Here is a 19,915-nt window from a genome sequence, read left to right as displayed (position 1 = left end):
AAAGATTACTAGTCTGGAGACAGTACTGGTGATCTTTTTTATTTGAACGGGGGAGAATAATATGGAGAGATGTCCGTGGGCACAGTCAGGTAATCAGTTAATGCAAGATTATCATGATGAAGAGTGGGGAAAAACACTTTTCGGTGATCAACAGTTATTTGGGTTATTAAGTTTAGAACTAATGCAGGCGGGTTTGAGCTGGCAAACTGTTCTAAATAAACGAACTGATTTTAATCTCGCTTTTGAAAATTTTTCTATTCAAAAGGTCAGTCAATTTGACGAAAGAAAAATTTCTGAGTTAATGGAAAACTCAAAAATTATTCGTAATCAACGCAAAATTTCAGCAATTATTATAAATGCACAGGCCATCGTTAAGATGAATCAAAGTGGACAATCATTTGATACGTTTTTATGGCAGTTTGTAAATAATAAACCACTTAATAATCTTTGGAATCACGCGGAAGAAGTTCCAGCAGAAACTGATATTTCAAAACAATTATCTAAAGAATTAAAAAAGTTAGGCTTTAAGTTCGTCGGGCCGAAAATTTGTTATTCGCTGATGCAGAGTATGGGGATGGTAGATGATCATCTAACGTCATGCGCATTTAAGACAAAATAAAAAAGAAATTAACCATTTAATTGGTTAATTTCTTTTTTATTTTGCCTATTTTTGACTCAAATCGTTACTCAACATTTTATTTTTTTCTTTTAAAGTTCTTTTAGTATATCGGTCATGACCTTGACCCCAAAAGACTAACAAAACAAGAATTCCAATAGCCGCCATTATGTAATCTCTAAAGATTATGTGTTCACTCTTAACCATTATCAAAACGATACTAATTGTACCTAACAATGGTATTATCCCACCAAGCCAAAAATATTTTGTATTTGCCAAACCGTATGTCTCAATCAGAATTAAAAGCATTATTATTGCAAAAAATGTTAACTCAGTCATTTTTTTCTCCTTCATGGAATTCTATAATTTTTTTTGCAGCGCTATAACTAATTTGGTCATCCGTTACAAGACGCATAAGATTCACTATGAATGGTTCACTATCTTTCTCATCAATTATTCCAATTTTAGTTATAACTTCATTGAGTCTATTCCGTACTGTGGGGTAGGAGACTGAATATTCTTTTGCTACTTGCTTCAATGATCCGGACGATAGCGTAAAACGCTTAATAAAATTCATATCTTCATTCGTCATATTCTCGTACCATGTATTAATAATAATTCCCACCTTTTTATTGTTTAGACATAATGATAACATAATTTAATAATAAGTAAACATTATTAAATATTTTATTGATATATTATTAAATTATATTAATTTTTTACTAGTGGTTCTAAGTTATTTTTAATCGAATATTACGTCTGAGGAGTATTCACTTGTTATTTTTTACTGATTAACATACTTGGAAGTTGAGTATTAACTCAAAATAAGGCGTTCATTATGTTACAAAATCTGATTATTTCGCTTATTGCACCTGTTACTACAGTATAGTAATTTCACCGCTAGATTATTTGTTAAATAGTTAAAATGATTAGTAATCAGGTGTTAGTGATCCATGCGTATAAGTCACGGGATAAACCAAACAAAAAAACTACACCCAGTTGGGGCGTAGTTTTTTATCATAAACCTAATTATTTTATTGTTAAGTTCGTTTAATTTTGTTAGATATCAATCGTTGGTAATTTTTAAAGAATTGATAAATGTTTTTACTTTTTAAGAGCGGGTGTATTGCTTAAATCAGTTCTAACAACTAAAACATCTGAAGTTGCTACTCGAGTTACGTACTCCGTAACTGATCCAATTAATAAACGTTCAACCGTATTTAAACCGGTAGCACCAATCACGATTAAATCAATATCTAAATTGATTGGAACATTTTTGGCAATCACAACTTTAGGAGAGCCATATTCAATTGAAAAATCGACATTTTTAAGACCAGCTGATTTTGCTTGTTCAATATACTTATTTAATGTTTCTTTTGCTGTATCACTAACTTGTTCAACCATTGACGTATCAAAACTTGAGATATTTTGGAATGCTCGAGTATCAATAACGTGTAAAAGATGAAGTGTAGAATCCTCGCCATTTCTTAAAGCCACTTGTACAGCTTTTTCAAATGCTAATTTTGCTTCATCCGAACCATCTACAGGAACTAAAATATTTTTATATTGTTGTAACATGGTCATCCACCTCTTTCTTTTGTATACCTTCATTTTACGACAAATTTGATGAAAATAGAAGTAAAAACGGTTACAAAGTTAGCTTAATGCATAAAAAATGATAAAACAATGGTTAAGGCACCAACCGTGAGACAGGATAAGGCAACGAAAATGCCGTAAAATATGGGGATGAAGACAATAATTGAAATTAATCCAATTAGACCTTCAACGCCGATAATTACCCCAAAAATAATTAACGTTATACTCAGCGCGGGGTTTGTTTCAGGTTTAAAAATCATAAAATTTTTGCCACGGTGAGAGAATAAATAGTAACCGATCGTTAAAAGTAACAATGCAAGAACGGCTAACAGTATTCGGATTATAATCATAAAATCTCCTTTATTATTAACATAAAAAAAGCCTGAACAAACAAAGTTTGTCCAGGCCATCAAAGCAAAAGCTTTGGAAAATCCGCGTAGTGCCGTTAATCATCTTCGTGAGTTGAGCCCGCAATAAAGCAGGTGGCATCGACTGTACTAACCTCTAACTACCAAGTGAAATGGCTTGAAATTAATTAGCCTATTAAGTCAACGCCTAGATATAATTATTTGTTCGGTCAACATTCTAATAAGATAACGCGTACACTTCAGAACTTCATCCTTAATATAGCACAGACATCTTAAACGTGCAACAATTATGATGTAAGCGTGAACAGGTCATTTTTTTGATGGATGTAATTTACCGTATTGTTCTTTAAGTGCCTGTTCATAACGCCCATTGCTTTTTGGTTCATAGTAGTCTGCATTTTTTAGTTTATCTGGTAGATATTGTTGACTAACCCAGTCATTTGGGTAGTCGTGAGGAAATTTGTATCCGATACCACGACCTAAATCCTCTGCGCCTTTGTAGTGGGAGTCTTTCAGGTAAGCAGGAATTTCACCAAATCCACCTTTTTCAATATCAGCAATTGCATTATTGATAGCGACGTTAGCTGAATTGGATTTAGGTGATAGACAAAGATCAATTACTGCATTTGATAATGGAATTTTTGCTTCTGGGAATCCAATTTTTTCTGCTGCTTGAACAGCCGTTACAGTTCGGGCACATGCGGCAGGACTACTTAAACCAATATCTTCATAGGCCATTGTAATCAAGCGTCTTGCAATCGTAGGTAGGTCACCAGCCAGGATTAAACGTCCTAAGTAATGAAGAGCGGCGTTAACATCTGAACCCCGTACTGATTTTTGAAAAGCTGAAATAACATCATAATGTGCATCGCCATCTTTATCATGTGTGAGTGCTTTTTTCTGTAAGCACTCCTCGATGATTGTTAACGTTAAAACGATAACCCCAGAATCATCAGCGGGTGTTGATTTAGCGGCTAACTCGAGAGCATTTAACGAACTACGTAAATCGCCATTAGTCGCTCGAGCTAAATGTAATCGGGCGTTAGACTCCAAATCAATATCGAGCTCGCCGAGACCAACTTTTTTATCAGTCAATGCACGGTCAATTGCAATTTCAATATCTTGTTCGTCCAAAGGTTTTACTTCAAAAATTTGAGTTCGACTTCTGATGGCCGGGTTAATTGTAATGTAAGGATTCTCAGTTGTAGCACCAATTAAAATAATTCGACCACTTTCTAAGTGTGGTAACAAGAAATCTTGTTTTGGTTTTGTTAGTCGATGAATTTCATCTAAAAGTAAAATAACAGTACCGCTCATTTTGGCTTCTTCTGCCACGACTTCAAGATCTTTTTTTGAATCTGTTGCCGCATTTAATTTACGAAATGCATATTGAGTTGATCCGGCAATAGCACTGGCAATACTCGTTTTACCAGTACCAGGGGGTCCATACAGGATCATGGAAGAAAGTAGTTTGGCGTCGACCATACGTCTAATGATTTTACCGGGTCCAACAAGATGCTGTTGACCGACAACTTCTTCAATTTTTGTTGGTCGCATTCTAAATGCAAGTGGTTGTAACATGAATGATGACTCCTTTCGCGTTAATTACTAAGGAATAGTATAGCATAGTAGCATGAGTTTAATTGCCAAAATGTATCGTAAATAAGAGGGTTAAATGCCAATATTTGGTATACTGTAGAAGGAAACTGAAAGGGATGATGATATGGAATTAGACGCAATTGGATTAAAAATACAAGAAGAAGAATTGGGACCATTGCTCAGGCGGTCACTAATTGGTTTGGAGAGAGAATCACAGAGGGTTATGAATACGGGTATTTTGAGTTCCACGGACCATCCTCAATCATTAGGTGACAGACTGAAGCATAATTATATAAAAACGGACTTTGGTGAATCACAAATGGAATTTATTACGCCACCAATTGAAGGCGCTGATAACGTTGTGAACTACTTAGACGCTATTCAACAAGTTGCGACCCAAAATTTACCGGATAATGAACAATTTTGGACACTAAGTTCGCTTCCTGAATTACCGGATGATGAGTCTAAAATTAGGGTCGCTCACCCAGACGAAAAAGGTTTTCTATATAGAAACAAATTAATAAAGAAATATGGTAAAAAAAGACAACTTTTCACGTCTGTACATCTTAACTTTAGTCTTTCAGAAAAGTTAATTCAGGCGTTATTCACATCTGAGTTCCATAATTATTTTGATTCGTATATAGAATTTCATAATTTTATCTATTTAAAAATTGGTCGTAAATTCGTACAAAACAGGTGGTTGCTAACTTACTTGTTTGGGGCAACGCCAATTTATAATAGCAACGATAATAGTATTAATGATCCCGTTAGAAGTGTTAGGAATAGTGAACTTGGTTATACCAATATAGACGATTCTATTCAAGCATCTTATCAATCTATCGAGACCTACGTTACGTCATTGAAAAAAATGGTTCAAGAGGGAAAACTGTTATCATTTTCTGAATTCTATGGGGACGTTCAATTTAAGTCAATCGACAAAAATGAGGATTCCTTGATTTCAAATGGTATCAATTATTTTGAATTGAGTGGACTAGATGTCGATCCATTTTCACGCGTAGGCATCAAGGGTGAGACAATTAAATTTGTTCAATTACTGTCAGCCTATTTTTTAATGACGCCCGATTTGGCAGAAGGTGAAGTTGATCAAACTTTACTCAAAGCAAAACAACTTAACAACGAAGTTGCGATGGAGGACCCTAAGACTGAGTCAGTTACTAAAAATATCGGTATAAAGTTACTGGATGAATTAATTCTATTTAATAACAATTTCTATTTGGATGATGAATTAAAAAATGAACTGGTCAGTTATAAAGAGCAGTTTGAACAACCTAAATTAAGTTTAAGTGCAAAAATAAATGAACAAGTTACTAATCAATCGTTGATCAAATTTGCGATGAATCAAGCGAATTTAAATAAACAATTCTATCAGTCACAATTAAGTTCACTAACTGGATTCAATAATTACTCAAGTAACACACAGCTTATTTTGGCTGGATTATTAAAAAAAGGATTGCGTTTTGACCTTGTCGATGATGACGGAGATGTTATCAGAGTTAATGGACATTTGTTACAACATGGGACAATTTCAGATTTAGACTCGAGCATCTTAAATCAAGTTGTACATGACAAGCAAACATTAAAAAAAGTGTTAGGACAGTTTGATATTAAGGTTCCTAGCGGAATTAGTGTACGTAGTCTGGACGAGGCAATGGATTATTATCCTGACATTGTTGGTAAGGCATTAGTTATTAAACCTAGGTTTGTTAAAAGCAGCCAAATGACGCACATATTCCGAGTGGCGCCAACGCTAAACGAGTACAGAGAAGCTATTAAACGAAATTTATTAGTGGACACTCAAGTTTTAATTGAGCAAATTGTTGTTGGTTCAGTTTATCGGTTTATGATGGTTGATAGGCGTGTGCAAGGAATTGTTGAAAGATTGCCCGTCAGTGTAGTTGGTGATGGTCGACAAACGTTAGCAGAATTAATTGCGCAAAAAAATGCGAAAATAGGTCGATCTAGTCGTGGCCCTTGGCACCAACTTAATTTACTAGAAGTTGAAAGGCAAACGTTGGAAACACAGGGCATAAATGAAACGACTATTATTCCAAGGGGATCTGAAGCCATTATTCGATACGATAATAATTTTAATGCTGGGGCTAGCCAGACCGAGGTTAGTGGGCAAATGGACGATTCCTACGTTTCATTAATAGAGGACTATGCCAAACGATTAAAAATAATGATTGGAGCATTTGATGTGGTAATACCCAATTTGTATATACCATATGATGCGAAACATGCGGATTCATTGATCGTTCTTTCAGTTGAAACAAGTCCGGATTTAGCGATTAATTCATTTCTAAATTTTGGAGATAAACAAGTTATCGCCGATAGAATTATAGAACTTCTACAAAAAAATAAGAACTAAACCTAACGCTTAATAGATAATGGCGTTAAGTTTAGTTCTTACTGGCTTAGTCAAATAGATTTTCAAAAAACGATTTTTTACTTTGTTGTGGTTCACTTTTAACGATTGGGTACTTCTCATTGATTGCAATAACAGGTTCATTTATTGCCGTTTTTTCAGTTGCAACAACCAAGCCCATAATCTCAGCACCTGCTGGATCTTCACTATTTGATGTTAATGTAAAATTAACATTGTGCTGATGAGCTAGGGTGATATAAGGTGCCAGTGAATCTTGATCAATCATACCGTTTAGTAAGACGCGGTAGTCCGGATGAGCTACTAATTCTTTTTCGAATCCAGTCATATTATCGGCAGCCGTCACCTCGTTAATTGTCATTGCTAAACTGACCCGTTCTCTGAATGTACCTAAGTATTTTCTTTGTTCGTCTGGATGAAGCTGTGGGACCCCATACAGTCCAGATTGAAGATGCGGGTCTATATTATTATCAGTCATTGTTGTTACCACCTTCTATATAAGTTATGTTTTTAGCATACCATGTTTGGTACAAAAGGAGAGAATGAAATGTTTATTAAAGACGATTTCTTGATTTTTAAAGATCAGACCTTAGATGGTCGATTGGAAAAGATCAAAGCAATTATTGATCCAAAATTTGAAAAGATGGGTGCAGAGCTAATACCATTTTTAAATAAACAGTTAGATAGTGAAATGTATTTGCATATCGCAAAACACGCACGAAGATCGAAAAATCCACCGCCCGATACTTGGATGGCTTTTAGTGGGAACAAGCGTGGTTATAAAATGATGCCTCATTTCGAGATTGGGTACTGGGATGATCGGTTATTCATCTGGTTATCAGCACTCGCAGATATTAAAGATAAAAGCGCGTATGGAGATAACGTCATTGAATCAGTAAAAACAATTCAGCAGTTAGATAGTTCATTTGTTCGCTCAGTGGATCATACAAACAAGGAAGCGACAGTTGCAGCAAATATGATCACACAAGCTGATGGCCAAAAGTGGAGTCGGGTACAGACCAGGGAATTATTGATAGGTCAAAACTTAGACGTAGCGGATAAGTTTTTTGAGTTGGATAAAGACGAACAACTTAATTATTTAAGGCAAATGCTGATACCATTAATTGAAATATATAAAATTTGGACAAAAAAAACATCCCATTAAAAATGAGATGTTTTTTATTTTGAAATTATAATTTGTTGTAGTATTCAACGATAAGTGATTCGTCAATATCTGCTTCAAGTTCTTCACGTTCTGGTAAACGAGTTAATGAACCCTCTAATTTATCAGCATCAAATTGTACGAATTGTGGACGACCAACTAATGCTTCCATTGAGTCTTTAACAATTTGTAAAGTTTTTGATTTTTCACGTAATGAGATTACTTGACCAATTTCAACAGCGTATGAAGGAATATCAACACGGTTGCCATCAACAGTAATATGACCATGGTTTACCAATTGACGAGCTTGACGACGAGTAGAAGCCAAACCTAAACGATAAACAACGTTGTCTAAACGACCTTCAAGTAAGAGCATGAAGTTAACACCATGCTTACCTTCGCGAATTGTACCAGCTTTAATAAATAAGTTAGCAAATTGACGTTCTGATAAACCGTACATCATACGAAGTTTTTGTTTTTCTCGTAATTGTAAACCATATTCTGATAATTTACGGCGATTGTTTTGACCATGATCACCGGGTGCATAAGGACGACGAGCTAATTCTTTACCAGTACCTGTTAAAGAAAGACCTAATCGACGTGAAACTTTCCAACTTGGGCCAGTATAACGTGACATATATAAATTCCTCCAATATTTGTTTTGGAGTAAAATAATCCTTTGTGAGCTTAGTATTCGTGCAGTTTGTTTTGCAATGTTCACCTTTGCAGCTGAAAGGGTACTAATTGAACCAAGAAAATTGGGCAACAAACTGTTGACGAGCTTACCGCTCACCGCTGCATTATTTTACACAAGATTCATCATACTGTCTTTAGAGACTAATGTCAATCTGTTTTCATGTTTGTTTACATGCCAAATCAATTTTCTTTCCATAATATTATAGAAAGCTAGTGAACGCTTTAAAGGTCTATGATATAATGATTAGAAGCATAAAATTTGAATGTGAATAATTGGATATAAATTTTAGTAAGCTAAAGGCGGGATTAGGATATGACACAGATTTTTGTTGGAATAATAGTAGTAGCCATTATTATCTATGCAACGGCGTTTTTTCTTCAGAAGCGTAATGAAAAAAAATTCGAAACATTTCGTAACCAAGTAGAGGTTATTTTTAATTCTGAAGTTGAAGAACAACTTCGATTAACGAAAGATTTGGGACTGACTGGAGAGAGTCTAAAAACTTTCTCAGCGTTAGAATCAGATTTTAAAGAAGTAAAAAATGCAAAACTACCTAAAATTACAATACAAATCGATGAAGCTTATGAAGCAAATGCGAAATATCAATTTCTTTCTAATCGCCAATTGACAGCAGAAATTGAAGTTAAATTAATTTCAATTAATAAGACGCTTGAGGGTATTAAAAAGGCTTTGGTATCTTTGAAGAAAAGTGATGAGAGTAATCATCAGGCAGTTGACTCGCTTGAAAAAAAATATCAAGATTTACGTAAAACGTTATTATCAAAAAACTTTTCTTATGGACCTAGTATCGATAAATTAGAGGATAAATTAACGGGTCTTGAAGACGATTTTGATCGTTTTTCAACGTTGACTTCCGCTGGTGATCACGATACGGCGGAAAAAGTTTTGGGTAACTTGAGAGAAGACACGGCATCGCTTGAAAAAATTCTTGAAGAAATCCCACCATTATATAAGAGCTTAAAAAATGAATTTCCTGATCAACTTGCAGAACTACAATCAGGTTACATGAAATTAATTGATGAAAATTATAATTTTCCAATTGCTGATGAGATTCCTAAACAAATTGATGAGTTACAGACGGGTGTCGATAAAGCATTAGCTGAATTGGAAACGTTAGAAGTTGCCACAACCAGCGTTGAGGTTAACGATATTGCTAACCAAATTGACTATTTATATGATGTCATGGAAAAGGAACTAACTGCAAAAGATAAATTGGAGAAACAAGAGACTAGTTACCGTAAATTTATCGACCACGCTGAAAAGCAAAGTCAGATGCTTTTGGTAGAATTAGACAGACTAGGTCAAAATTATGAATTAGACCATAACGAATTAGAGGATGCTCAAAAGTTAGGTCGAGAGATTGCAACCATCAATTCACAATATGATATTGATAAGGCCGCCATCGAATCGGGTGACGCAATCTATAGTGAGGTAGCAGATCGCGTTGAACAAAATTCTAAGTCGTTAGAAAATATCGAACTGGAACAACAAAAAATTAATCATAGTATTCAGGATTTACGAAGTGATGAGAAAAAAGCTAGCGCAACAATACAAAGATTTGATATTGAATTACATCAAATCAAGCGCCAAGTTGAACAAGTTAATCTTCCTGGATTGCCAAATGATTACTTGGACTTTTTCTATGTCGTTAGCGATGAAATTGAAGCAGTTGAAGTAGCCATCGGAAAGTTAAAAATTAACATTGAAAAAATTACTAAACAAATTATTGATATTGAAGCAGATCTTGAAAAATTACAAGACAAAACGCATGATTTGATTGATAGTGCATCATTGTCAGAGAGCTTACTGCAATATGCGAATAGATTTAGAAATTCGAATGAAGAGATTGCGATTGCATTCGGTAAGGCACAACAATTATTTAATAATGATTTTAATTATGCGGCTAGTTTAGAAACAATTGCGACGGCTTTAGACAAAGTTGAGCCTGGGTCATATAAGAAGATTGAAAAACAATACTATGATAATATAGACGACGGCTTTGAAATTGAATAGTAATCATTAAAGTGGGGGCTAGAACAAAAAATTGTTCAGTCGCCACTTTTATATTTAATAAAGAAACACCAGGGATGAATTAAAAGTGTCAATCTGATACGAAGTATATTATAATGAGAAAAGTATTTTTCAGAAAAGAAGGTAGCTAATGATTTATTTTGATAATAGCGCAACAACAAAAATTGCGCCCGAAGTTTTAGATACTTACAATAAAGTTAGCGAACAGGTTTGGGGTAACCCATCTAGCCTGAACAATTTGGGCGAAGTAGCTCATAATTTATTGGAACAATCTCGACAACAAATTGCAAGTTTACTAAACGTACTTGAGGATGAAATTTTATTTACCGGAAGCGGTACTGAGGGGGATAACTGGGTAATTAAAGGAACGGCTATGGCAAAGATGAGTCATGGTAAACATTTAATTACGACAACAGTTGAACATCCCGCCGTCATGAATACAATGGCTCAACTAGAGCAGCTTGGATTTGAAGTGACCTATCTACCCGTTGATGATGAGGGCAGAATTAATGTTGAAGATTTAAAGGCTGCCTTAAGATCTGATACGATTCTGGTTTCCGTTATGGCAGTCAATAATGAAATTGGAACGGTTCAACCTTTAGTTGAGATAGGCAATGTTCTAAAAGACTATCCGACCGTTCATTTTCACGTTGACGCTGTTCAAGCTATTGGTAAAGGTGTGCAAGAAGCTTTTATGAGTGATCGAGTTGACTTTGTGACTTTTTCGGGTCATAAATTTCATGCACCACGTGGAGTTGGGTTTATTTACAGCAAGCGGGGCCGTCATATTGAGCCACTTCTCACGGGTGGTGGACAAGAGCACAACTTACGTAGTGGAACTGAAAATGTACCCGCAATCGCAGGTATGTCCAAAGCATTACGTTTACTATTAGAGAACGAAACGGAAATGGTTACAAAACAAAAAACCGTTAAAGAAGTCGTCTTTAATCATATTAGCGAGTTTGGCAAGATAACTACTTTTTCAAAAATGCAGACAAATTTTGCACCGCATATTTTATGTTTTGCCATCGAAGGTGTCCGTGGTGAATCAATTGTTCACGCATTTGAGAGTGAAGGGATTTATATTTCAACGACGAGTGCTTGTTCATCGAAGAAAAACCAGGCGTCTGGTACCTTACTGGCAATGAATGTCCCAGAGGCACTTGCAAAATCTGCTGTTCGAATTAGTTTTGATGAAAATAATACATTGGAAGAAGCAAAAGAATTTAATCGCGTTTTTGATATTTTGTATCATAAATTTGAAAAAATTAATTCTAAATAACGAAAGGATGTCGACATGCAATACACAGAAATAATGGTTCGTTACGGCGAATTATCAACAAAAGGAAAAAATAAGAGGAACTTTATTGATCGTTTAGGAACGAATGTGCGTAATAGTTTACGTGGTTTTGATGATTTAGTCGTCAAAGCTAACCGTGATCGTATGCATATTAATTTAAATGGTGATGATAGCGAACTAGTCATGCAACGTTTATCTCAGGTTTTTGGTATTCAAAACTTTTCACCCGCAATTCGTGTTGAACAAGATTTGGATGCAGTAAAAGAAACAGCTGTTGCAATGGTTAGCGAACAGTTTGTTGAAGGAACAACTTTTAAAGTTAATACACGCCGTTCAGATCATGATTTTGAATTAGATACAAATGAAATGAATGATGAATTGGGTGGCTGGATTTTAGATCATGTCCCCGGTATTACCGTTAAAATGAAACAACCAGATATTATTTTGCGTGTTGAAGTCCGTGCTAATGGTATTTTCTTATCATCTGAAACACGGCAAGGTGCCGGTGGATTGCCTGTTGGGACTGCTGGTAAAGGGATGCTTATGTTATCAGGTGGTATTGATTCACCAGTCGCAGGTTACCTTGGTATGAAGCGTGGTGTTTCAATGGAAATGGTTCATTTCTTTAGCCCACCTTATACAAGCGAACAAGCCCTAGCTAAGGCAAAAGAGTTAACAGTTAAATTGACACCTTATGTTGGTACGATTCAATTTATTGAGGTGCCATTTACCGAAATTCAAGAACAAATTAAACACGATGTTCCGGAACCATACTTGATGACCATTACACGTCGTTTCATGTTACGTTTAACTGAGAAAATTGCTGAATTACGTGGCGGATTGGCTATCTTTAATGGTGAGTCATTAGGCCAAGTGGCTTCTCAAACACTTGAAAGTATGGTCGCAATTAACGACGTTACAACGATGCCTATCATTCGTCCAGTTGTTTCAATGGATAAAAATGAAATCATTGATGTTGCTAAGAAGATTGACACATTCGATCTTTCGATTAAACCTTTTGAAGATTGTTGTACTATTTTTGCGCCACCAGCACCTAAAACTAAACCTCGTTTAGACCGTTCAAGAGAATTTGAAGCTCGTTTAGATATTGATGGTTTAATAGAACGTGCTTTAGCGGGTGTTAAAGTGACAAAAATTCATATTGGTGAAGAGTACTTAAATGAAAATAGTGGTCTGTTTGCAGAATTACTCTAAAGGTCACTTTAAGATTAGAAACTAGTTTCTAATCTTTTTTTGCGTAATCAAATAAGTCGCTTCGTGACTCAAAATTGCGTAGAATGGTAGTTATAGAAGAAAGGGTGGTTAATTATGAAAGTAACTCGTCATGGTAATGAAATGGATACAGTAGGTGAAGCACCAAAAGTAGGAGATATTTTCCCAACAGTTATTGCTTACGATGAAGATGATCAAGCAGTAACGTTACCAAAGAATACCGGAAAAAAACTTTTATTAAGTGTTGTCCCAAGTATTAATACGCGCGTTTGTAGTATAGAAACAAAACGGTTTAATATGGAAGCCGACAATTTTAAAGAGGTTGAATTTATTACGGTCTCAGATGATTCAAAAGAAGATCAAAAGAATTGGTGTGCTGCTGAGGGCGTAACTAATTTACAATTACTTCATGCAGATAAGGGTGATTTTGCTGAAGTTACTGGGTTAGATGTCCCAGAATTCGGTCATATGGCAAGAATGGTTTTTATTTTAGATGAAACTGGACGTGTTATATACGAGGAATTAGTTACAGAAATTTCGAGTGAACCCGATTACGCCAAACTTCTTAACGAACTAAAAAAATAAGATATTGACGATTTTTAGAATAAACGCTAAAATATGACTACAGACGAAGAACGAGAACACCAGTCATTTCAGAGATAAAATGCTAGGCTGAAACATTTTAATCAGACACTATGGTGGTAGCTCGGGAGTTGTTATTCTGAAATTAAGTAGGGGTAACCGGACATTATGGTTCGTTAAAAAAGTAATTAAGAGGGGTTAAAACCCAATTTAGGTGGTACCACGGCACTGTCGTCCTAAAACAGAAATGTTTTTTGATGACGGTGTTTTTTTATGCCTAAAATAAAATTAATGAACGAAAAGGAGAATTCATGACAAAAGAAGTTGAACTATCAACAAAATATGATCCAAGTCAGGTTGAACCTGGCCGTTATGAAGAATGGTTGAAAAAAGATTTATTTAAACCCAATGCTAATCCGGAAGCAAAACCGTACTCAATTGTTATTCCACCACCAAATGTAACGGGTAAACTACATTTAGGACATGCTTGGGATACGACGTTACAAGATATCTTAATCAGACAAAAAAGAATGCAAGGTTTTGATACGCTTTGGTTACCAGGGATGGATCATGCGGGAATTGCGACGCAAGCCAAAGTTGAAGCTAAATTAGCTGAGCAAGGTGTAACACGTTACGATTTAGGTCGCGAAAAATTTGTGGAACAAGTTTGGGATTGGAAAGACGAATATGCTGATGTCATCCATAAACAATGGGCAAAAATGGGTCTATCTTTAGATTACAGTCGTGAACGATTCACTTTAGACGATGGATTATCTGACGCCGTAAAGAAAGTATTTGTTAATTTATATAATAAAGGCTTAATTTATCGTGGTGAGTACATTATTAATTGGGATCCTAAGGCAAGAACTGCTTTATCAGATATTGAAGTTATCCATCAAGATGACGAAGGCGCATTTTATCATGTTAAATACCCATTTGCCGATGGATCAGGATTTATTGAAATTGCGACAACTCGTCCTGAAACAATGATGGGAGATGTTGCGGTAGCCGTTCATCCTGATGATGATCGCTACAAAGACATCGTTGGTAAAAAAGTTATTCTACCACTCGTTAACAAGGAAATTCCAATTATCACGGATCATTATGTTGATATGGGATTTGGTACAGGGATGGTTAAAATAACACCAGCGCATGACCCTAATGATTTTGAAGTTGGTAACCGTCATGATTTACCTCGTATTAATACAATGAATGAAGACGCAACAATGAACGAAAATGCTGGCAAATATGTTGGAATGGATCGTTTTGAAGCACGTAAAGCAATTGTTAAAGATCTTGAAGCAGAAGATTTAATGATTAAGATTGATCCAATTACGCATAGCGTTGGTCATTCTGAAAGAACCGGTGTTCAAGTTGAAGCGCGTCTGTCAACACAATGGTTTGTTAAGATGAAGCCACTTGCTGAAGAAGCTTTAAAATTCCAACAAGGTGAAAATAAGGTTGGATTCGTACCAGAACGCTTTGAAAATACCTTTACACAATGGATGGAAAATGTTCATGATTGGGTTATTTCACGTCAATTGTGGTGGGGTCATCAAATCCCAGCTTGGTACCATAAAGAAACTGGTGAAATGTACGTTGGAGAGGTTGCACCAACGGATATTGAAAACTGGGAACAAGATAATGATGTCTTAGATACTTGGTTCTCAAGTGCTCTATGGCCTTTCTCAACAATGGGCTGGCCAAATACGGATGCCCCTGATTATAAACGTTATTTCCCAACGAATACACTTGTTACGGGATATGATATTATCTTCTTCTGGGTATCACGTATGATTTTCCAAAGTTTAGAATTTACCGATGAACGTCCATTTGAACATGTTTTAATTCACGGATTAATTCGTGATGAAAGTGGTCGTAAAATGAGTAAATCACTTGGGAACGGAATTGACCCAATGGACGTTATTGAAAAATATGGCGCTGATGCACTTCGTTGGTTCTTATCAAATGGTTCCGCACCAGGACAAGATGTCCGTTTTAGTTATACTAAAATGGATGCTTCATGGAACTTCATCAATAAGATCTGGAACGCTAGTCGTTTTGTAATTATGAACTTAGATGGTGTTGATAAGATTGAATTGCCAGCTAAGTCAGAATGGCAACTTGTTGATAAGTGGATACTTAGTCGTTTAAATACGACTGTTTCTGAAGTTACACGATTATTTGATACTTTTGAATTTGGTGAAGCCGGTCGTGCGCTATATAATTTCATCTGGAATGATTTCTGTGATTGGTATATTGAAATGAGTAAAGAAAATCTTAACGGTGACAACCAAGCTATTAAGCAAAATACACAACAAATTTTAGCTTATGTCTTAGATCAAACGTTAAAACTACTTCACCCAATCATGCCATTTGTTACTGAAGAGTTATGGCTAACGATGCCTCATGAAGGAGAATCAATTGTTGTAGCTGATTATCCCGTTGTCCACTCAGAATTTGAAGATGAACAATCCGTTACTGACATGAATAATTTAATTGAATTGATTCGTGCCGTTAGAAATAATCGTGCGGAAGTTAATGCACCCATGTCTAGTGCGGTCGATTTATTGATTAAAACAACGGATGATAAAACAAAGGTTATTTTCGAGAATAATCAAGAGTTTATCCAACGCTTCTGTCATCCTAAAGAGCTTCAAATCAGCCCAGATGTTATTGCGCCTAAACTTGCAATGACGTCTGTGATAACAGGGGCAGAGATTTATATGCCACTTGCGGAATTAATTGATTTGAACGACGAAATTGCTCGCCTTGAAAAAGAAGTTAAAAAACTTGATGGTGAAGTAATGCGTGGAACTAAGAAGCTTGGCAATGAAAAATTTGTTGCTAGCGCTCCAGAAGCAGTTGTGACAAAAGAAAAAGAAAAACTAGCTGATTACCAAATTAAATTAGCTGCAACTAGGGACAGGATTTCTGATTTAAAAGCAGAAGCTTAACCAAACAATATAGAGGTATTTCGGGTACAATAACCTGAGATACTTCTATTTTTTTAGAAAGTGGGACTGGAAATTGATCACAAATTATGAAGAAGCAATTGCATTTATTCATGGCAGAACACAATTTAAAAAAAGCCCATCTTTGGGGAGAATGAAATCGTTGATGCAACGATTGGATAATCCGCAAGATGATATAACCATGATTCATGTCGCGGGAACGAATGGAAAGGGATCAACGGTCGCCTTTCTACGTGAATTATTCATTGCGCAGGGACTAAGTGTAGGGACGTACACATCACCTTTTATTGTGAAATTTAATGAACGCATTTCGTTAAATGGACGGATGATTGATGATGACGCTTTATTGAGTTTAGTTAATATTGTAAAGCCAATTATTGACCAAATGGATGTCGAATTAGCTGATTTGGAAGGTGGGCCAACTGAATTTGAGATTATCACGGCAATAATGTTTGTTTACTTTGGTATGAGTCATCCAGTAGACATTGTAGTTGTTGAAACCGGCTTAGGCGGAAAATACGATTCAACTAATATTATTGACCCCATTCTTTCAGTTATAACAACGATTGGATTAGATCATATGAAAATTTTGGGTGATACGATTGAAAAAATTGCCCAACAGAAGGCGGGCATTATTAAACATAATCGTCCGCTTGTCGTTGGTAATGTCACTGATGCCGTCTTTCAGGTTATTACCGAAGAAGCTGAAAAGAAAAATAGCCATATAGCTCGGTTAGGCTTTGATTTTAAAGTGAAATCTGAAGGCGTTAAATCATCTTGGGCAGAAGTTCTAACATATCAGTCAAAAGAACTGACAATAAAGCAACTTACAGTTCCTTTATTGGGAATGTTTCAAGATGAGAATGCGGCAACGGCAATTGCTGCATTTGAGCAAGTCGCCAGTATTCAAGGTTGGGCACCTAATATGAAACTAATTAGACAAGGGATTAATGCAACAACGTGGCCGGGACGTTTTGAAAAAGTAAATGATGAACCACTAGTTGTTTTGGATGGTGCACATAACGTTGCGGCAATAGATAGGATTGTTCAGTTATTACGGACGCGTTTTCAAGATAAAGAGATAACAATTATCTTTTCGGTATTGGCTGATAAACAGGGCGAGCAGATGCTTAAAAAATTAGTAACGGTACCTAATGCGCATATTATTTTGACACAATTTGCGGGTCCAAGAAAAGTAAGTCAATTAAATGATTTTGACATTACGCAATTTAAAAATGTATCGTTTCAAGATAATTGGAAAACTGCATTAGTCCAAAGTGTTCATTCAATGTCGACTGACGATTTATTGCTTGTGACAGGTTCACTTTATTTTATTTCAGAAGTTCGTCGTTATTTTATCGAATAATAATTTTATCACGTAAATTTATCGTATTTAGTTAGAAAATAGGAGGAATTGAGATGTCACTTATTTCTAACTGCCCAAATGAGTATTTATTAAACCAAATTAAAAAGTATCAATGTGATAATTTGACGGATAGAGAATTGCTAACGGTTATATTTAGTTTATTATTAACGAAGTCTACCGATATTGACCGGGCAATCACTTATTTTTCTTCGCGTTACCAATCACTTGGACAACTTAAAAAAGCGTGTTTAACTGATTATCATCTATTATTAGGTGAGAAAAATGAAGCGTCGGCGTTACAATTACAGGCCATAATTACACTTGGTGCACGGGTTAACAGCGAACCACATTTCATTTGTGGCCAAATTTGCTCAAGTCATGACGCCGGGGAAAGAATGGTCGCGGAGTTGAGCGGATTGAATCAAGAATATTTAATTGGGTTATTTTTGGATACTAAGAATCAGATTGTGAAGCAAGAAACGCTATTTATTGGAACCTTAAATTCTGCGACAGTTCATCCAAGGGATGTTTTTGCGGTTGCATTGAAGTATGGTGCGGCTAAGATAATATTAGTTCATAATCATCCAAGTGGAGACGTTACGCCTTCCAAAAATGATATTATATTTTCTAAACGAGTTGAAAAGTGTGGAATCCTTATGGGTATCGAATTATTGGACCATATTATTTCAGGTAATACCAACTATCTTAGTATGAAAGAAGAGAGCGTCCTTTGAATATCAAGGGCGCTCTCTTGTTCTATGAAAATAGATATGATAGACTTAATAACGTTATGGGTTCAGGTTTAAATCACTTATAACTAATTTAAGATAATCTTAATAAAATTTAGCAAATATTGAATGAAATCTCACTTTTGATTATGATATAATATGAAGACTACGAATAAAAGCGCCTAGAAGGCTGACGATGAAGGGAAGAAAGACTGTGTTTGGATTTGGAACAAAGAATATTGGAATTGATTTAGGAACAGCTAATACAATCGTGTATGTTGAAGGAAAAGGTATCGTTTTACGTGAACCTTCAGTCGTCGCTAAAAATGTTAAAACGGATGAAATTGTTTCTGTTGGAGAAGATGCTCGTGCAATGATCGGCCGTACACCAAGTAGCATTGTGGCCATTCGCCCAATGAAAGACGGCGTAATTGCTGATTATGACACAACAGTTGCTATGATGAAATATTACATTCAAAAAGCTTTAGGTAAATCTGCAGGTAAACCTTACGTGATGGTTTGTGTACCAAGTGGTGTTACAGAAGTTGAGAAGCGTGCTGTTATCGATGCAACTCGTGTTGCTGGTGCGCGTGACGCCTACGTTATCGAAGAACCTTTTGCTGCAGCGGTTGGTGCTGGATTACCAGTTATGGATCCAACGGGTAGCATGGTTGTTGATATCGGTGGTGGTACAACTGACGTTGCTACTATTTCTTTGGGCGGTATTGTTTCAAGTCGCTCTATTAGAATGGCCGGCGACAAATTAGACGATTCAATTGTGTCATATATTCGTCAAAACTTTAACTTATTGATTGGTGAAAGAACTGCTGAACAATTAAAAATGGATATTGCATCTGCCTCAGTTGAGGAAGCTGCTTCAATTGCCGATGCAACTGTTAGAGGGCGTGATTTAATCACGGGTCTTCCTAAGACGGTTACGATTAAAGCAACTGATATCGCAGTTGCCATTCAAGAATCTATTACTGAAATTATTACAGCTATCAAAGAAACTTTGGAAGAAACTTCTCCAGAAATTGCTGCCGATGTAATTGATCATGGTATCGTCTTAACCGGTGGTGGCGCATTATTGAAGAATTTATCAGAAGTTATTTCAGAAGTAACAAAAGTTCCAGTCTTTATCGCAAATGATCCGCTTGACTGTGTTGCAATTGGTACAGGTGAATCATTGAAGAGTATTGACGTAATGAAGAAAAGATAGTTTTAAAAATCACATAAG

At 35.8% G+C, this 19,915-nt stretch carries 18 protein-coding genes; 11 read left to right on the top strand and 7 right to left on the bottom strand.

All coding sequences use genetic code 11. The annotated features are described in order from the left end of the window. The first annotated feature begins 61 nt into the window (after positions 1-61). Positions 62-619 carry a DNA-3-methyladenine glycosylase I gene (locus tag N0K73_RS03165; protein ID WP_112250161.1) on the top strand — a complete coding sequence of 186 codons (558 nt, stop codon included), beginning with the start codon at positions 62-64 and terminating at the stop codon, positions 617-619. A 45-nt stretch (positions 620-664) separates the two neighbouring features. Here N0K73_RS03165 and N0K73_RS03160 read toward each other — a convergent pair whose 3' ends face one another. From N0K73_RS03160 to N0K73_RS03140, 5 genes are all read right to left on the bottom strand, one after another. Then, entirely contained in the window at positions 665-955 is a 291-nt protein-coding gene (locus N0K73_RS03160) for a hypothetical protein (protein ID WP_057973837.1), read from the bottom strand. After that, a complete protein-coding gene (locus N0K73_RS03155) occupies positions 948-1,208 on the bottom strand; it encodes a DUF2089 family protein (protein ID WP_057973838.1) in 261 nt (86 codons plus the stop codon). The genes N0K73_RS03160 and N0K73_RS03155 overlap by 8 nt, the downstream gene beginning before the upstream one ends. Before the next feature lie 512 nt (positions 1,209-1,720). After that, entirely contained in the window at positions 1,721-2,194 is a 474-nt protein-coding gene (locus N0K73_RS03150; protein ID WP_057973839.1) for a universal stress protein, read from the bottom strand. 83 nt (positions 2,195-2,277) lie between these two features. Continuing rightward, positions 2,278-2,562, bottom strand: a complete 285-nt coding sequence (locus N0K73_RS03145) for a hypothetical protein (RefSeq protein ID WP_057973840.1) — start codon at positions 2,560-2,562, stop codon at positions 2,278-2,280. 327 nt (positions 2,563-2,889) lie between these two features. Then, positions 2,890-4,161: a replication-associated recombination protein A gene (locus N0K73_RS03140; protein ID WP_112250159.1), complete on the bottom strand. Its 1,272-nt coding sequence runs from the start codon at positions 4,159-4,161 to the stop codon at positions 2,890-2,892. A gap of 142 nt (positions 4,162-4,303) precedes the next feature. Here N0K73_RS03140 and gshAB point away from each other — a divergent pair, with 142 nt between their 5' ends. Beyond that, positions 4,304-6,568 (top strand): bifunctional glutamate--cysteine ligase GshA/glutathione synthetase GshB, encoded by a 2,265-nt coding sequence (gshAB, locus tag N0K73_RS03135; protein ID WP_112250157.1) that lies wholly within the window; start codon positions 4,304-4,306, stop codon positions 6,566-6,568. Positions 6,569-6,614: 46 nt separating this feature from the next. Here gshAB and N0K73_RS03130 read toward each other — a convergent pair whose 3' ends face one another. Further along, a complete protein-coding gene (locus tag N0K73_RS03130) occupies positions 6,615-7,061 on the bottom strand; it encodes a YueI family protein (RefSeq protein WP_112250155.1) in 447 nt (148 codons plus the stop codon). Between the two features lie 69 nt (positions 7,062-7,130). Here N0K73_RS03130 and N0K73_RS03125 point away from each other — a divergent pair, with 69 nt between their 5' ends. Beyond that, positions 7,131-7,748: a DUF1054 family protein gene (locus N0K73_RS03125; protein ID WP_181647358.1), complete on the top strand. Its 618-nt coding sequence runs from the start codon at positions 7,131-7,133 to the stop codon at positions 7,746-7,748. A 25-nt stretch (positions 7,749-7,773) separates the two neighbouring features. Here N0K73_RS03125 and rpsD read toward each other — a convergent pair whose 3' ends face one another. Beyond that, complete coding sequence (rpsD, locus tag N0K73_RS03120; RefSeq protein WP_112250151.1) at positions 7,774-8,382, bottom strand: 30S ribosomal protein S4; 609 nt, start codon at positions 8,380-8,382, stop codon at positions 7,774-7,776. Between the two features lie 372 nt (positions 8,383-8,754). Between rpsD and ezrA the strand changes: the two genes are divergently transcribed. The 8 genes from ezrA (at position 8,755) to N0K73_RS03080 (ending at position 19,897) form a co-directional block, all read left to right on the top strand. Then, positions 8,755-10,476 carry a septation ring formation regulator EzrA gene (gene ezrA / locus N0K73_RS03115; protein ID WP_112250149.1) on the top strand — a complete coding sequence of 574 codons (1,722 nt, stop codon included), beginning with the start codon at positions 8,755-8,757 and terminating at the stop codon, positions 10,474-10,476. A gap of 148 nt (positions 10,477-10,624) precedes the next feature. Continuing rightward, positions 10,625-11,776 (top strand): cysteine desulfurase family protein, encoded by a 1,152-nt coding sequence (locus N0K73_RS03110; RefSeq protein ID WP_112250143.1) that lies wholly within the window; start codon positions 10,625-10,627, stop codon positions 11,774-11,776. Between the two features lie 15 nt (positions 11,777-11,791). Beyond that, the gene (thiI, locus tag N0K73_RS03105; RefSeq protein ID WP_112250141.1) at positions 11,792-13,009 is read left to right on the top strand and encodes a tRNA uracil 4-sulfurtransferase ThiI; all 1,218 of its coding nucleotides are present in this window, start codon (positions 11,792-11,794) and stop codon (positions 13,007-13,009) included. 114 nt (positions 13,010-13,123) lie between these two features. Then, complete coding sequence (gene tpx / locus N0K73_RS03100) at positions 13,124-13,612, top strand: thiol peroxidase (RefSeq protein WP_112250139.1); 489 nt, start codon at positions 13,124-13,126, stop codon at positions 13,610-13,612. A 308-nt stretch (positions 13,613-13,920) separates the two neighbouring features. Continuing rightward, complete coding sequence (locus tag N0K73_RS03095; protein WP_112250137.1) at positions 13,921-16,566, top strand: valine--tRNA ligase; 2,646 nt, start codon at positions 13,921-13,923, stop codon at positions 16,564-16,566. 73 nt (positions 16,567-16,639) lie between these two features. After that, on the top strand, positions 16,640-17,950 hold the full coding sequence (locus tag N0K73_RS03090) for a bifunctional folylpolyglutamate synthase/dihydrofolate synthase (RefSeq protein WP_225416481.1): 1,311 nt from the start codon (positions 16,640-16,642) through the stop codon (positions 17,948-17,950). Positions 17,951-18,003: 53 nt separating this feature from the next. Then, positions 18,004-18,684 carry a RadC family protein gene (gene radC / locus N0K73_RS03085; protein WP_057973852.1) on the top strand — a complete coding sequence of 227 codons (681 nt, stop codon included), beginning with the start codon at positions 18,004-18,006 and terminating at the stop codon, positions 18,682-18,684. A gap of 208 nt (positions 18,685-18,892) precedes the next feature. After that, positions 18,893-19,897 (top strand): rod shape-determining protein, encoded by a 1,005-nt coding sequence (locus N0K73_RS03080; protein ID WP_057973947.1) that lies wholly within the window; start codon positions 18,893-18,895, stop codon positions 19,895-19,897. Positions 19,898-19,915 lie beyond the last annotated feature (18 nt).

Origin of the sequence: Dellaglioa algida, assembly GCF_030127605.1 — a bacterium.
In the GTDB taxonomy this organism is placed as follows: Bacteria; Bacillota; Bacilli; order Lactobacillales; family Lactobacillaceae; genus Dellaglioa; species Dellaglioa algida.
This window is presented reverse-complemented; position numbering and strand designations above follow the sequence as displayed.